We start from the raw sequence: 14,820 nt of genomic DNA on the forward strand, positions 1-14,820 counted from the left end.
GCGGCTAACGGACTGTACGGACCTTATTTGGGGCTTTTTCTCCATTTTCCGGTTCTAACGGACACCAGCGCTCTTATTTCCTCATATTTCGTTCAAAGTCTCTATTTTCTGCCCAATAGCGCCTCTGGGGTCCGTTAGATTTTCAAAAGGCGCTTTTACGGGCAAATAGCGTCCTTACGGTCCGTTAGCACATTCTGGGCACCCTTGCGACCGGGAAGCCGCGAGCCGGATCGGGCACCCTCAGTCAGAACGGGGCAGCCCAGAATACTAGGTGAAAACCTACGCTTTTGCAGGATTATTTATTCTGCAAGCGGAGGCCCCGATGATCGAGGGGACTATGTACAGTTTGATGCAACGCTAGTGCATGAAGTGCCGCTGTCCGATCAGGCCCGCTTTATCAGCCCGGCTTATTTAATTACAGAAAGGGGGAGAAAGATATGGTAAAGCTAGTACCGATGAACGAAGTGGAGTATCGGGCTTTTCTCAGTTGGTCGGTTCGCGAATATGCCGAGGAGAAGTTAACGGCGGGAGCCTGGAAAGCGGAGGAAGCGCCGGCGCTTGCGGAAGCGGCATTCCGGCGTTTTCTCCCGGACGGCCGGGAGACGGCGGAAGCTTATCTGTTCGTCGTGCGGGATGAAGCGAGCTCGGAAGCGGTCGGGCATTTGTGGTTTAACGTGATGGAACGGGAAAGCGGGCGCGAGGCGTTTATTCTGGACATCCTCATTGATGAGGCCTTTCAGGGCAAGGGATACGGCAAAGCTGCGATGACCGCCCTGGAGAGGGAGGTTCGCCGGCTGGGATTGAATAAAATCTCCCTGCATGTGTTCGGCCATAATCAAAGAGCGTACTCCTTATATCAAAAAATGGGCTACGAAGCCACGGACATTCAGATGAGCAAAACGTTGGAGGCGCGCAGCTAAGTCAAGGCGTAGCGGCTTTTCCGGACAAGGAGCCGGGTGCGATCGGGGCGGTTTCGCCGCAGCCGCGATTCGGCGGATTTTCGCGACCTCCTTGAAATATTTCCGGCGTATCGTTACTATGGTTGAAGGAAGATGAGCAATTACATGAATGAGGAGTTGTCAAACATATGGCTTTGAAAGCTGGCATTGTGGGTTTGCCGAACGTCGGAAAATCCACATTGTTTAACGCGATAACCCAAGCGGGGGCGGAATCCGCCAACTACCCGTTTTGTACGATTGACCCGAACGTCGGCGTGGTCGAGGTGCCGGACGAGCGGCTCGATAAATTGACCGAACTGGTGACGCCAAACCGCACGGTGCCGACGGCGTTCGAATTCGTCGATATCGCCGGCCTGGTGCGCGGGGCAAGCAAGGGCGAGGGGCTGGGCAATAAGTTCCTGGCGCATATCCGCGAGGTTGACGCGATCGTGCACGTCGTCCGTTGCTTCGAGGATGAGAACATTACGCACGTGGACGGCAAAATCAACCCGATCAGCGACATTCAGACGATCAACCTCGAGCTGATTTTGGCCGACGTTGAAAGCGTGGAGAAGCGGATCGAACGCTCCAAGAAAAATATGAAGGGCGGCAATAAGCAATACGCGCAGGAAGTCGAGGTCCTGGAACGGATCAAAGAGGCGCTCTATAACGATCAGCCGGCGCGCAGCGTTGAGCTGACCGAAGAAGAGAAGCTGATCGTGCGCGATTTGCACCTGCTTACGCTGAAGCCGGTACTGTACGCTGCCAACGTCAGCGAGGATGGCGTTACGGAGGCGGACAACAACCCTTATGTGCAGCAGGTGAAGGACTTCGCCGCGGCCGAAGGCGCCGAAGTCGTGCCGATCAGCGCGAAGGTCGAGGCGGAAATCGCCGAGCTGGAAGGCGAAGACAAAGCGATGTTCCTGGAGGAACTGGGCCTCAGCGCCTCCGGATTGGACCGCCTCATTCAGGCGGCTTACCGTCTGCTTGGCCTGTACACCTATTTCACGGCCGGCGTGCAGGAAGTGCGCGCCTGGACGATCCGCAAGGGAACGAAAGCGCCCGGAGCGGCCGGCGTCATCCACTCCGATTTCGAGCGCGGCTTCATTCGCGCCGAAGTCGTGTCCTACGCCGATCTCGTCGCCGCCGGTTCGATGAACGCGGCTCGGGAACGCGGCCAGCTGCGCCTGGAAGGCAAGGATTACGTCGTTCAGGACGGCGATGTCATGCATTTCCGGTTTAACGTATAATCCGCCGTCGTACGGCAGCGATGAAAGCTGCCCCCATGAATCGCAAAAGCGCTTTGCGATGCCGGGGGCGGCTTTTTTTAGTGCCGGGCCGGGGTGGAATGCGGGGCTTGCCGGTGGATACGATTTGCATTTTTTAACACATTTTACAAGGCGAATAATTGGATAAATCTAAGAATACCTTGATCATAGAAAGATTTGGATTTGGGAAATATTTGTATTGTTTTCATAGATTCCAGTTTGTATACTTAATTCAAGTTTTGCTGAACTTACGTCAAGGGGGAGTTTTTAGTGAGTATGGATTACGCAATATCCAGGAAAGCGCAGCTGGATACCCGGGAGCTGCTGCTGCTGGAATCCGAAGTGAAAAACCAAGGAAAAAACATGGTGGTTGCCTACATCCTTTGGTATTTCCTGGGCATCTTTGGAGGCCATCGCTTTTACATGGGGCGCACGGGAACGGCGGTAACCCAGCTGATTTTGTCGCTTACGGTCATCGGGTTAATCGCGACGAGCATCTGGTGGATCGTGGATGCATTCCTGGTACATACGTGGGTGAAACAACACAACGCCGAAATTGAAAACCGCATCATCGACCGGATTTTCTTCGACCGCGGCAGATCTCCGGAGTTTCCGATCTAATGGTGACGAAAAATGACCTGACCACAAATGAGCTGCTGCTGCTGAATTCGGAAATGAACAAGCGGGAGAAGTCGCTCGGGCTTGCTTACCTGATGCTCTTGGCCGGTCATTTGGGCGTGCACCGGTTCTATTTGAAACGGATCGGCACCGGTGTCGTTCAGCTCTGTTTATTCGTTTTGGCGATCGTATTCTATTTTGCGTTTGCCATCGCCGCAGGAGTGGAGAGCATCGACTCGCCGGAGACGGCCTATTCGCTGTTCCTGCTGATACCCGTAATCGGATTCGGCCTTGCGTTGACCGTGTGGGTGATCGTGGATGCCTGCCTGCTCCCGGGAATGATCCGGGATTGGAACGGACGCCTCGAACAGTCGCTGATCGCACAAATCGTCGCGCATCGGCCGCCGGCAGGGTTTGCGGGACGCGAAGAGTGAGAGACCGCATCAATGCAAAAGGCAGGAATGCAGGATTCCTGCTAGACAAATCCCAAGAAAGGCGCCCCAGGCGTCTTTTTTGGTGCGAAAATCCAGCGTACGGGCCGGTAGACATGGGCAACGGAGGTCTAGTCAATCGGCTTTTTCTGTGATATAATAAAAAGTCGTTTATCCTTTTTTTTTGATACGTGAGGGATAAGCGGCTTTTACAGGAAATTGCGATATGAAGAGAGGTGACATCCCTTGTTGGACCGACTACAATCCCTGGCTGACCGTTATGAGAAGCTGAGCGAGCTGCTTTGCGATCCGGACGTGACGAACGACTCGAAGAAACTGCGGGATTACTCCAAAGAACAATCGGATTTACAGCCGGCTTATGAGGCGTACACCGAATATAAAAATGTAATCGGAGAGCTGCAAGCCGCAAAAGCGATGCAGGCCGAGAAGCTGGATGATGAAATGCGCGAAATGGTGAAGATGGAAATCGAAGAACTGAGCGCGCGCCAGCTGGCTTTGGAAGAGCAAATTCGCGTTTTGCTGCTGCCGAAGGATCCGAATGACGATAAAAACGTAATTGTGGAAATTCGCGGCGCCGCCGGTGGGGACGAAGCGGCTTTGTTTGCCGCCGATCTGTACCGGATGTATACGCGGTATGCCGATACGCAGGGCTGGCGCGTGGATATCATGGATATGAACGAAAGCGACCTCGGCGGGTTTAAAGAAGTGATCTTCATGATCAATGGTCGCGGCGCCTACAGCAAAATGAAGTACGAAAGCGGCGCGCACCGCGTGCAGCGGATTCCGGCGACGGAGTCCGGCGGACGGATCCATACGTCGACGTCGACGGTAGCCGTGCTTCCGGAAGTCGAGGACGTGGAAATCGAAATTCTGGATAAGGATATCCGCGTGGATACGTTCTGCTCGAGCGGCGCGGGCGGCCAATCGGTCAACACCACGAAATCGGCTGTGCGGGTCACGCATATTCCGACCGGCATCGTGGCGACCTGCCAGGACGGCAAATCGCAAAACTCCAATAAAGAGAAGGCGTTGCAAGTGCTGCGCGCCCGTATCTTCGATCTGAAGCGGCAGGAAGAGGAAGCCAAATACGCCGGCGAACGGAAAAGCAAGGTCGGCACGGGGGACCGCAGCGAGCGGATCCGGACGTACAACTTCCCGCAAAGCCGGGTGACCGATCACCGCATCGGCCTGACCCTGCACAAGCTGGACCAGGTCATGAACGGCGAGATCGAGGAAATCGTATCGGCGCTGACGATTGCGGAGCAGGCCGACCTGATGGATAAAGGAGAATAATCGATTGAATCGAGAAAGATACCGGTTATCCGGAACAATCACCCTTTGGGAAGCCCGTAAAGAGGCTTCTTCTTTTTTAGCGGCGGCGGGCGTACGCGAGCCCGAGTCCAACGCGGAGCTGCTGCTTCGCCATGTGCTGGGCTTGGAGGGCGCGGCATATTTGGCCGCGCTGCGCGATCCGTTCCCGGCGGACAAGCGGGACGCCTGGGAAGAAGCGATCCGCCGCAAAGCGGCGGGCGAGCCGGCGCAGTACATTACCCAGGAACAGGAGTTTTACGGGTTGACCTTCCAGGTTAACCCCTCCGTCCTGATTCCCCGCCCGGAAACGGAGCTGCTCGTGGAGGCGATCGCGGGTCATGGCGATTCGCTATGGCCCGGCGGCGCGCCGTACGCCGCCGACATCGGCACCGGCAGCGGCGCGATCGCCGCGGCCCTGGCCCATCTGCGCCCAGCGTGGCGCGTCGCGGCGAGCGATATCTCGCCGGACGCCCTGACGGTGGCGCAGGCCAATGTCCGGCGGCTCGGCCTGGCCGTGGAATTCAAGCAGGGCAACCTGCTTGAACCGTTCGCCGGCGAGCCGCTGGACATCGTGGTGTCGAATCCGCCGTATATTCCGGCGGAAGAGATCGCGCGCCTCCAGCCGGAGGTGCGCGACTATGAGCCGCGCGGCGCGCTCGACGGCGGTCCGGACGGGCTCGCGCCCTACCGGACCCTGATGGCGCAGCTCGCGCTGCTGCCGCGGCCGCCTCGCCTGATCGGCTTCGAGCTCGGCATGGGCCAGGCCGCCGACGTCGCGGGCCTGCTGCGCGCCGCGGGCTGCTGGAACGAGATCGTCACGATTCCCGATCTCGCCGGCATCGACCGCCATGTGCTCGGCATCGCCCACGGGGAGTAGCCCCCTTTTTCTAACATCGAAGCCAACCGAAAATCTACGAACCCGCCATCGCGCCGGCGCGCGGCCGAGCTTTCCAAGGAAGCTTCGGCCGTGTTCCGGCGCGTTTTATGCAAAATCGGGTGAATTTCCTCTAGCAAATGCCGCTTACCTTACGAGAACTAGTTTCATAGAGTATGGTATACCCCGGAAAGGAGGAGATTCGACATGGCTGTTACTTTGACCTTGCCTTATGTGCAAGCGGCGGGCGTCGGCCAAGGTTATTTCGTGGCCGCGGACCCGTTGGGACCTTCCGGCATCGTAACCGTGACGGCAACGGCCGGTAACGTCGAGCTGCGCATCACCCGTTACAACGCCCCGACTTTCGTGCAAACCATCACCGGCGGCAGCACGTTTTCCGTTGGCCTTGGCAATATTCAAACCATCGGGATTTTCGCGCTGACCGCCGCCACCGGCATTATCACCTTCGTAACCAACGTTTAACCGCTTTTCGCCTCTGTTTTCCCTCCCCCCCCTTTCCCGACATCCGATCGGACGCCGACGCCCCGCGTCGGCGTTTTTTTTTATGCATTTGCTTAAATAAATTTGGGCGAACGGAACCATTTGTGCTTTCGGATCGTTTCTAATAAAGTAGTACATAGAAGGGCATGATGCGAGTCGCCTAAGTCGGAAGGTCCGCTTGTCGAATAGAAGGAAAAGAGGATGATCATGCTGAGCAAACTGAAAAAGATCGACTACACCATCGTGTTTATCCTGCTGCTGCTCATGGCTATCAGTATCGCGGTGCTTTATAGCGCTACGTCGCATACCCAATACCACGGTTACCATCTTCGCATGCTGGTGTATTATGCGCTGGGGTTCATCGTATTTTTTGCCGTCTCCATTCTCGACTACCGGCTGCTCGTCAAATATGCGCCGTATTTATACCTCTTCGGCTTCGGGCTGCTGATCGTCGTGAGGTTCGTCGGCAATACGTATTACAACGCGACGGGCTGGCTGACGATTCCGGTCATCAACCAAAGCTTTCAGCCCGCGGAATTTTTCAAGCTGCTGCTGGTCATTTTCCTCGGGTTTATGCTGCTGCGCAAACGCAAGCCCCGCCTGTCGTTCTGGCGCGACGTCGTGCCGATTTGCCTGCTGACGTTCATCCCGTTCGTGGCCGTCATGGCGCAAAACGACCTGGGCAACGCGCTAAGCTACGTCATTATTTTGGCCGGGATGCTGTGGATCGGGAACATCAAATATACGCATGCGCTGATTGCGCTGGCGATTTTTGCCGGGTCGGTCATCGGCGGAATTACCGCCTATAAGGTGTACCATGATCAGGTGTATACCTTTTTCGTGGAGATCGGACGGGAGCACTGGATCAGCCGGATCGATCCTTGGCTGATGCCGGAGAAGGCGTCGGAGGACGCTTCCTACCATACCCGCAACGCCAAGCTGGCCATCGCCTCCGGCGGCATGACTGGGGAAGGCTACATGAAAGGGGAGACGGTCCAGTCGGAGCGCGTGCCGCTGACCTATTCCGATTCCATCTTCGTCGTCATCGCCGAGGAATTCGGGTTTATCGGGAGCTCGGTGCTGCTGCTGCTTTATTTTGTGCTGATCCACCGGTTGATTCTGATTTCCCTGGAATGCCGCGACACCGGCGGGCCGTATTTGATCGTGGGGATCGTGGCGATGCTGCTGTATCAAATTTTTGAGAATATCGGCATGTTCATCGGCCTGATGCCGTTGACGGGGATTACCCTGCCTTTCATCAGCTATGGCGGCACCTCGCTGCTGATCAATATGGCCAGCATCGGGGTGGCGATGAGCATCCGCATTTACGGGCATGAGAAGGAAGAGGAGAAAACCGTGCCGACGCCGCGCTATTCCTCGCTGAAATCGAAAACCCGGCCGGAAGGGCAAGGTTGACCGGGTCTAACGGATAGGAGGATGCGGGGGACCCTCTCCCAATAGCGGTGCTTTTTGCAATAAGGCCATTTTTTACCCTTATATGAAAATTTGCTAGATTCATAGGTTTAGAACTCTCCTATCCGGACATACTGATAGACATCAGCTGAAATATCGGTTTGGTTAGGAGAGAAACGGGTCATGGGCAAACAGGGACCTTCCCGTCGTAAAATCGCACTTTTCTTTTTTTCTATCGTTATGCTGTTGATGTCCTGGGAGGGACAGATGGTCGACACCGCCGCAGCGTCGGGAACGCAAGGGGTGATTCCGCAGGATTCGATCCGCCTGCGCATCCTGGCCAACTCGGACGGAACCGGCGATCAGGTCGTGAAACGGCGCGTTCGCGATGCCGTGGTCGAGCAAATGAACGGCTGGGTCAGCCAGCTCGAAAATCCGCAAAGCCTGGAAGACGCACGGCGCGTCATCCGTGAAAATATGCCCGCCATTGAAGAGCAAATCGGCAAAACGCTCCAAGAAAACGGGAAAAACTACGATTATCAAGTGGAACTCGGCACTGTGCCGTTCCCGACGAAAATGTACGGCGGGGCGGTATATCCGGCCGGGGACTACGAGGCGCTTCGCGTGACGCTCGGCGAAGGCAAGGGCAAGAACTGGTGGTGCGTGCTGTTTCCGCCGCTGTGTTTTATCGACGCCGGCAGCGGAGACGCGCTGGCCCAGGACGGAACGACGGCCGTAAAGGCGGCCGCCGCGGGAGCGCCCGGGGATGCCGTGCAGGTGGATCCGGAACAGACGGAAGTACGCTTCTTTTTGTGGGATATGCTGGTGAAGCTGTGGAACTGGATTACGGGACTGTTTGGTTGATCGGGTTGGAATTTGAGACTCCGGATACGCAAACGGACTTTTTTCGAAGATCATAGGGGGTATAGGTCAGCCGTACGGAACGATTCCGTACGGTTTTCTGTTGTTCTCGGCGGGCGGGCTATTCTCCGGGACGGCTTCGGTTATAATAGTAGAATATATCGAAAGTTTGGGATGAGATGATGAAGATGAAGATGAACAAGACGAAACCGACGATCAATGAGACCCATCCGGAGGAACGGATCGAGGGGGTGCCGGCTATGCGGGATATGCCGGGTGCCGAATCGAAGCGGACCCGCTGGTGGAAGGTGGCGTCCGGTGCCGGCACCGGCGGAGAAGCCGAGGATACGGGGGAGCGCTCGAAGTTGGCGGAAGCGGCAGGCGGGGATGCGGCTGCCTTGGCCGAGGCGGCCGCGGTATTGGCCTCCGGCGGAACGGTGGCGTTCCCGACGGAGACGGTGTACGGGCTTGGCGCGGATGCGCGGAATACGGAGGCGGTGGAGGCGATCTTCGCCGCCAAGGGCCGCCCGTCCGACAACCCGCTGATCGTGCACATCGCCGACATGAGCCAGTTGGACGGTCTCGTCACGGAAGTGAACGAGACGGCGCGGCGGCTCATGGAGGCTTATTGGCCCGGGCCGCTGACGCTGGTGCTGCCCGCGGCCCCCGGCGCCGTCTCGCCGCGCGTGACGGCGGGGCTGGACACCGTGGCCGTGCGCATGCCGGCCCACGACGTGGCGCTGCGGCTGATCGCCGCAGCGGGGTGCCCGGTGGCGGCGCCCAGCGCCAACCGGTCGGGCCGCCCGAGCCCCACGCTGGCGAGCCACGTGGGGGAAGACCTGTCCGGCCGGATTGACGGCATCGTCGACGGCGGGCCCACCGGGGTGGGCCTGGAGTCGACGGTCGTGGAAGCCGGCCGCGACGGGGCCGTGACCGTGCTCCGCCCGGGCGGGATCACGGCGGAGCAGCTCGCCCGCGTCGCCGGCGCGGGCGTGCGGCTGGACGCCGCCCTGCAGCCGGCGGCTGCGGGCGGCGACAGCCCGGCGCCGCGCTCGCCGGGCATGAAGTACACCCACTATGCGCCGCAAGGGGTGCTGCGCATCGTGCGCGGGTCCGCCGACCGGGTGGCGGACCGCATCAAGGCCGAGCTCGCGGCGGCCGCGGCGCGCGGGGAGAAAACGGGCGTGCTCGCCTTCGACGAGCGCCTCCCGTCCTACCGCGCCGACTGCGCGCTATCGCTCGGCCCCGAGTCCGAGCTGGAGACGGCGGCGCACCGTCTCTACGCGGCGCTCCGCCGCTTCGACGAATGCGGCGTCACGTACATTCTCGCCGAGTCCTGTCCGGAGGAGGGACTCGGCTCCGCCGTGATGAACCGGCTGCTGAAAGCCGCCGGTCACCGGGTGATCGACGCATGATCCAAATCGGGCTGGCCGGATGGGGCGACCATGACGATTTGTACCCCGCCCGGACGCCGGCAAGGGACAAACTCGCGTGGTATGCGCGGTATTTCTCCGTGGTCGAAGTGGACAGCTCCTTTTATGCCGTGCTCGGGGAAGGGATATACCGGCGTTGGTTGGCGGAGACGCCGTCCGATTTCACGTTTATCGTAAAAGCCTATCAGGGCATGACCGGGCATGCCCGGGGCAAAACGCCGTTCGGCGGGCCGGGCGACATGTTCCGGGCCTACCTCGATTCGATCCGTCCCGTGGTGGAGGCCGGCCGCTTGAAAGCGGTGATGTTCCAGTTTCCGCCCTGGTTCGACTGCAATCCGGAGCATGTCCGCCAGCTGCGGGCCGTCCGCAAATGGATGGGCGACCTTCCGCTGGCGTTGGAGTTTCGCCATCAAAGCTGGTTTGTCCCGGACATGAAGGAGCGTACGCTGGAGTTCATGCGGGAGGAAGGCTGGATTCATATCGTTTGCGATGAGCCCCAAGCGGGTCAGGGTTCGGTTCCTACGGTTCTGGAGCCGACCCATCCCGAATTGACGATCGTCCGGATGCATGGCCGAAACGCCGTCGGTTGGAGCCAAGGGGGGGCATCCAATTGGCGGGAGATCCGCACATTGTACCGCTATTCGCGAGAGGAACTGCGGGAGTGGCGGGATAGGCTGAACGAACTCGCCTCCAAGGGGACCCGGGAGATCGGCATGATCTTCAACAATAACTCGGGCGGGGACGCTGCCGGCAATGCGTTGGAGATGCTGGAGCTATTGGGGCTTCGGCCTCGCGAGCTGCCTCCTCGCCAATTGGACCTGTTTGCCGGTTGGGACGAATAACGGTAGGGAACTCCTGCAGAGGTTCGAACGTATAGGTGTCTTAAGCGGCTCCATTCTCGATCCTCGATCGATCTGGATCCGATCACGATGCAGAAGGCATGAAGAAGCCTTAGGCGAGCTTTCCTCCGAGGGGCGGAGCTTCCCCCGCCAAGTCATGAACTTGGACCTGTCCGCATATGGTTGTACAAAACACTCGGACATGGGGGATACCGGTTATGACGGAGGCTTATGAGCGGCTGGGGGAGCTGCTGACCATCCTGCTGATGGCGGCCGCATTGGGGATGGACGCTTTTTCCCTGGGCATCGGCATCGGGATGAGGGGAGTCCTTCGGCGGGATGCGCTCCGCATCGCGACAATGGTGGCGCTGTTTCATATCTTGATGCCGCTGCTGGGCATCCTGGCGGGGCAGTATGTTGGCGTACTGCTGGGAAATTTGGCCCGGTATGTGGCGGGGGGACTCCTGTTTCTGCTCGGCGCTCATATGATCGTCAGTTCAGTGAGAGGCAGCGGCGTACAGTCGATTAATCCCCGGAGCTGGTTTGGCGTGCTGTTGTTTTCTGTAAGCGTCAGTATCGATTCGTTTTCCGTCGGGGTATCGTTGGGGATGTTCCGCGGCGAATGGCTGCTTACGGTGTTGGCTTTCGGCTTCTTCGGCGGTCTGATGTCGTTTGTCGGGCTGCTGATGGGCCGGGGAATGGGCCGTTCGCTCGGCGATTACGGGGAGGCGGCCGGCGGGGCGATTTTGCTGGCATTTGGACTGCTGTTCATCTTCTGATAAAATGACAACCATAGAGCGAGCGCAGCAAGCAAAGCTCGATTGTATAACAGAGACAGTTGTAGGGTGCTGCAGAAGTGCGTGCTGCAGGGCTGCGCTTGACCGATCCGCCCTCGCCCGGGCTCGCGGCTGCCCGGGCGTAAGGTTATGCAGCGCTAACGGACCATACGGACGCTATTTGCGGGCAAAAGCGCCTTTTGACAAGCTAACGGACTCCAGAGGCGCTATTTGGCGGTTATGGCAGATTTTAAGTGAAGTATGAGGCAAATAAGAGTGCTGGTGTCCGGTAGCGTTGGAAAAAGGGGGAAATGCCCCGAATAAGGTCTGTACAGTCCGTTACAGCACAGGCTTGGTCACGCAGAATCCAAATTTCGACGTTGAACAGGTTCCGTCATTTAGTATCTGAAGCTAAGGGCATTTATGAAACTCCTTAGAATAACTGACATGGAGGTGAAGGGGCATGCGAATCTTGTTTGTATGTACCGGAAATACATGCCGCAGCCCGATGGCGGAAGGAATGCTGCGCAAGCTGGCGCGCGAGCGGGGACTTGATCTGCAGGTGCGTTCCGCCGGAGTGGCCGCCATGAAAGGGGCCCCCATCTCCCGCCATGCCGAAGCGGTCCTGCGGGATCACGGGATTGCGGATTTCTTTGAATCCACGCCGCTTTACGCCGAACTGGCCGAATGGGCGGATTTGATCCTCACGCTGACGCAGGGGCATAAACGCCAGGTGGTTCAAGCGCATCCCGGTACGGCCGAGAAAATATATACTCTAAAAGAATACGTCGCGGATGACGCAAAGGCGCAAGCGGAACTGGAGGAACTCCAGCGGTTGATCACGGACCGGGAGCTCGCGCGGGTGCTGGGCCGGGATTGGCCGGCGGCGGAGGACCGGCGGCTTCGCGAGCTGCAGCAGCGGATGCCGGCATACGACATTTCCGACCCGTTCGGCGGATCGCGGGCGGATTATGACCGGGCGGCTGCGGAAATCCGGGCCGCGCTGGAGAAGCTGATCTCCAAGCTTGAACGGGGCGATGACAAGATTTGAGGTTAGGGAAACGCGGCAAAATCTGTTGCATTTCCTTGCCTGATGTTTTATTCTTAGAACAGTTAGTTTAGTTCCGATGTAACTGGCGACAAGAGTGGATCAAACCACGATGGAGCATCGGAGGATACGGCCGGTCGCCTGGGCAAAGAGCACGACGCATATGCTGCGTTCTGCTCTTTTTTTGTTAGCTGGCGGCTTGGCGTCTTCATTTTTAAGGGCACGCATTCCGGCGCTTTTAGGTATAATAAGGACAGACTTTGTAAATGAAGGCTGTGCTTATGGCTTAAGGCGGAAAGGGGCGGGCAACAACCATGGAGAAGCAAGAACTCGGAACCATCCGGGCGCAGGCGGCGGCCATCGCGGAAGAAGTGGCGGCTGTGGCCAAGCTGGGCCCGGGCAAGCTGTTGGTCGTTGGGGCCAGTACGAGCGAAGTGGCGGGCAAGAAAATCGGCACGGGCGGAGCGGAAGACATCGCGGCCGAGCTGTTGGCCGGGATTGAGCAGGCACGCGGCAAATTCGGATTTGATCTCGCTTTTCAATGCTGCGAGCATCTGAACCGTGCTTTGGTAGTAGAGCGTTCGGTGTTGGAACGGCTCGGCCTGACGGAGGTGGCTGCGGTTCCCGTGCCGAAGGCCGGCGGATCGATGGCGGCTGCGGCCTATCGGCGTTTCAGGGAGCCGTGCCTGGCGGAAAGCCTGGCGGCCCATGCCGGGATCGACATCGGCGAAACGCTGATCGGCATGCATTTGCGCCGGGTAGCGGTGCCGTTTCGCCCATCCTTGCGGGAGGTCGGACACGCGCGCGTTACGGCGGCTACGACCCGGCCGAAGCTGATCGGCGGCGAGCGGGCGGTTTACGCGCTGCTGCAGGAGCCGGATTCCCCGCTTTGCGAGTAGGCTTGCGTATTTTTCTGGCAGTAGGATAGTAGGCAGTTCATGCATATAAGGGAGGATAACGGAACATGGAGAATTTGAGAAATCAAGATCCGGCAGTGCTGGAGGCAATGGACCTGGAGCTGAAGCGCCAGCGCAACAACATCGAGCTGATCGCTTCCGAGAACATCGTCAGCGAAGCGGTCATGGAGGCAATGGGCTCCGTATTGACCAATAAATATGCGGAAGGGTATCCGGGCAAACGCTACTACGGCGGCTGCGAACGCGTCGATATCGTGGAGAACATCGCCCGCGACCGGGCGAAGGAATTGTTTGGCGCCGAGCATGCCAACGTGCAGCCGCACTCCGGCGCGCAAGCGAACCTGGCCGTTTACCTGGCCGCCCTCAAACCCGGCGATACCGTGCTCGGGATGAATCTGGCTCATGGCGGACATTTGACGCACGGCAGTCCGGTCAACGCTTCCGGTTTGTTCTATAATTTCGTGGCCTACGGCGTACAGGAAGATTCATTCCTGATCGATTACGATGAAGTACGCAAAGCCGCGTTCAAGCACCGCCCGCGCCTGATCGTTGCCGGAGCGAGCGCTTATCCGCGGATCATCGATTTCGAGAAATTGGCTTCCATCGCAAATGACGTGGGTGCCCTCTTTATGGTCGATATGGCGCATATCGCCGGCCTCGTGGCCGCCGGACTGCATCCGAATCCGGTGCCGCATGCCCATTTCGTGACGACCACGACCCATAAAACGCTACGCGGTCCGCGCGGCGGGATGATCCTGTGCAAACAGCCGTGGGCGGCCGCGATCGATAAAGCGGTATTCCCGGGCACGCAAGGCGGCCCGCTGATGCACGTCATCGCTTCCAAAGCCGTGGCTCTCGGTGAAGCGCTGCAGCCTTCCTTCAAAACGTACGCGGAGAACGTGGTCAAGAATGCCAAGGTCCTCGCGGAGACGCTGATCTCCGAAGGGCTGAACATCGTCTCCGGCGGCACGGATAACCACTTGATGCTGGTGGATACGCGCAACCTGAACATTACCGGCAAAGACGCCGAGCACGTGTTGGATTCGATCGGCATCACGGTCAACAAAAACGCCATTCCGTTTGATCCGACCAGCCCGTTCGTCACCAGCGGCATCCGCATCGGTACGCCGGCGGCCACGTCGCGCGGCATGGACGAGGAAGCGATGAAGGAAATCGGCCGGATCATCGCGCTTGTCCTCAAATCACCGAAGGACAAGGAGTTGCTGGACAAGGCGCGCAAGGAAGTGTCCGCGTTGACCGACCGTTATCCGCTGTATCCGGAACTGAAATACTAATAGCCCGTTGGATCGCCGTTCAGGCGGTTAACGGCTTACGGCAAAGAAGCCGGGAGCTTTAAGCTCCCGGCTTTTGCCGTCTAAAGGGAATAAGGGCAAAAAAGGGCCTAAGGCGTGGGGGTCTATAGGGTTCGAGTCTTGTTGCCTCTGCATGCTGCTTTGCACGATTATCCCTTTCGTTAAGGGAGTAAACAAGAAGCGGTGGAAACGAAAATACTGTGATCTTGCTGCAGTCTAAACCCTTCCGTCAGCAGAAACGACTGCATCGTCATACGG

15 protein-coding genes and 1 riboswitch are annotated in these 14,820 nt (G+C 58.4%); all 15 genes read left to right on the top strand.

Annotated features, from left to right (window positions below; translation table 11 throughout):
* The first annotated feature begins 437 nt into the window (after window positions 1-437).
* The 15 genes from ACQ4N8_RS21790 to glyA all read left to right on the top strand — a co-directional run bounded on the left by ACQ4N8_RS21790 (window position 438) and on the right by glyA (window position 14,544).
* Window positions 438-920, top strand: coding sequence for a GNAT family N-acetyltransferase (locus ACQ4N8_RS21790; RefSeq protein WP_430706450.1), 483 nt, complete (start codon window positions 438-440; stop codon window positions 918-920).
* A 167-nt stretch (window positions 921-1,087) separates the two neighbouring features.
* A complete protein-coding gene (ychF, locus tag ACQ4N8_RS21795) occupies window positions 1,088-2,188 on the top strand; it encodes a redox-regulated ATPase YchF (RefSeq protein ID WP_430706451.1) in 1,101 nt (366 codons plus the stop codon).
* 294 nt (window positions 2,189-2,482) lie between these two features.
* The gene (locus ACQ4N8_RS21800) at window positions 2,483-2,827 is read left to right on the top strand and encodes a TM2 domain-containing protein (RefSeq protein WP_430706464.1); all 345 of its coding nucleotides are present in this window, start codon (window positions 2,483-2,485) and stop codon (window positions 2,825-2,827) included.
* Window positions 2,827-3,258 carry a TM2 domain-containing protein gene (locus ACQ4N8_RS21805; protein ID WP_430706452.1) on the top strand — a complete coding sequence of 144 codons (432 nt, stop codon included), beginning with the start codon at window positions 2,827-2,829 and terminating at the stop codon, window positions 3,256-3,258. Before ACQ4N8_RS21800 ends, ACQ4N8_RS21805 begins: the two co-directional genes overlap by 1 nt.
* A gap of 243 nt (window positions 3,259-3,501) precedes the next feature.
* A complete protein-coding gene (prfA, locus tag ACQ4N8_RS21810) occupies window positions 3,502-4,569 on the top strand; it encodes a peptide chain release factor 1 (RefSeq protein WP_430706453.1) in 1,068 nt (355 codons plus the stop codon).
* A gap of 4 nt (window positions 4,570-4,573) precedes the next feature.
* A complete protein-coding gene (gene prmC, locus ACQ4N8_RS21815; RefSeq protein ID WP_430706454.1) occupies window positions 4,574-5,464 on the top strand; it encodes a peptide chain release factor N(5)-glutamine methyltransferase in 891 nt (296 codons plus the stop codon).
* Between the two features lie 204 nt (window positions 5,465-5,668).
* The gene (locus ACQ4N8_RS21820) at window positions 5,669-5,944 is read left to right on the top strand and encodes a hypothetical protein (protein ID WP_430706455.1); all 276 of its coding nucleotides are present in this window, start codon (window positions 5,669-5,671) and stop codon (window positions 5,942-5,944) included.
* 225 nt (window positions 5,945-6,169) lie between these two features.
* Complete coding sequence (locus ACQ4N8_RS21825) at window positions 6,170-7,378, top strand: FtsW/RodA/SpoVE family cell cycle protein (protein ID WP_430706456.1); 1,209 nt, start codon at window positions 6,170-6,172, stop codon at window positions 7,376-7,378.
* Between the two features lie 180 nt (window positions 7,379-7,558).
* Window positions 7,559-8,239: a stage II sporulation protein R gene (gene spoIIR, locus ACQ4N8_RS21830; RefSeq protein ID WP_430706457.1), complete on the top strand. Its 681-nt coding sequence runs from the start codon at window positions 7,559-7,561 to the stop codon at window positions 8,237-8,239.
* Window positions 8,240-8,505: 266 nt separating this feature from the next.
* Window positions 8,506-9,651: an L-threonylcarbamoyladenylate synthase gene (locus ACQ4N8_RS21835; protein WP_430706465.1), complete on the top strand. Its 1,146-nt coding sequence runs from the start codon at window positions 8,506-8,508 to the stop codon at window positions 9,649-9,651.
* Window positions 9,648-10,511, top strand: coding sequence for a DUF72 domain-containing protein (locus tag ACQ4N8_RS21840; protein WP_430706458.1), 864 nt, complete (start codon window positions 9,648-9,650; stop codon window positions 10,509-10,511). The genes ACQ4N8_RS21835 and ACQ4N8_RS21840 overlap by 4 nt, the downstream gene beginning before the upstream one ends.
* Window positions 10,512-10,726: 215 nt before the next feature.
* Window positions 10,727-11,287, top strand: a complete 561-nt coding sequence (locus ACQ4N8_RS21845) for a manganese efflux pump MntP family protein (protein ID WP_430706459.1) — start codon at window positions 10,727-10,729, stop codon at window positions 11,285-11,287.
* Between the two features lie 460 nt (window positions 11,288-11,747).
* Entirely contained in the window at window positions 11,748-12,335 is a 588-nt protein-coding gene (locus ACQ4N8_RS21850; RefSeq protein WP_430706460.1) for a low molecular weight protein arginine phosphatase, read from the top strand.
* A 68-nt stretch (window positions 12,336-12,403) separates the two neighbouring features.
* Window positions 12,404-12,486, top strand: a riboswitch (ZMP/ZTP riboswitch).
* A gap of 160 nt (window positions 12,487-12,646) precedes the next feature.
* Complete coding sequence (locus ACQ4N8_RS21855; protein ID WP_430706461.1) at window positions 12,647-13,231, top strand: TIGR01440 family protein; 585 nt, start codon at window positions 12,647-12,649, stop codon at window positions 13,229-13,231.
* A gap of 65 nt (window positions 13,232-13,296) precedes the next feature.
* Window positions 13,297-14,544: a serine hydroxymethyltransferase gene (gene glyA / locus ACQ4N8_RS21860; protein ID WP_430706462.1), complete on the top strand. Its 1,248-nt coding sequence runs from the start codon at window positions 13,297-13,299 to the stop codon at window positions 14,542-14,544.
* The last annotated feature ends 276 nt before the right edge of the window (window positions 14,545-14,820 follow it).

This window comes from Paenibacillus macerans (assembly GCF_050565405.1).
GTDB lineage: Bacteria > Bacillota > Bacilli > Paenibacillales > Paenibacillaceae > Fontibacillus > Fontibacillus macerans_B.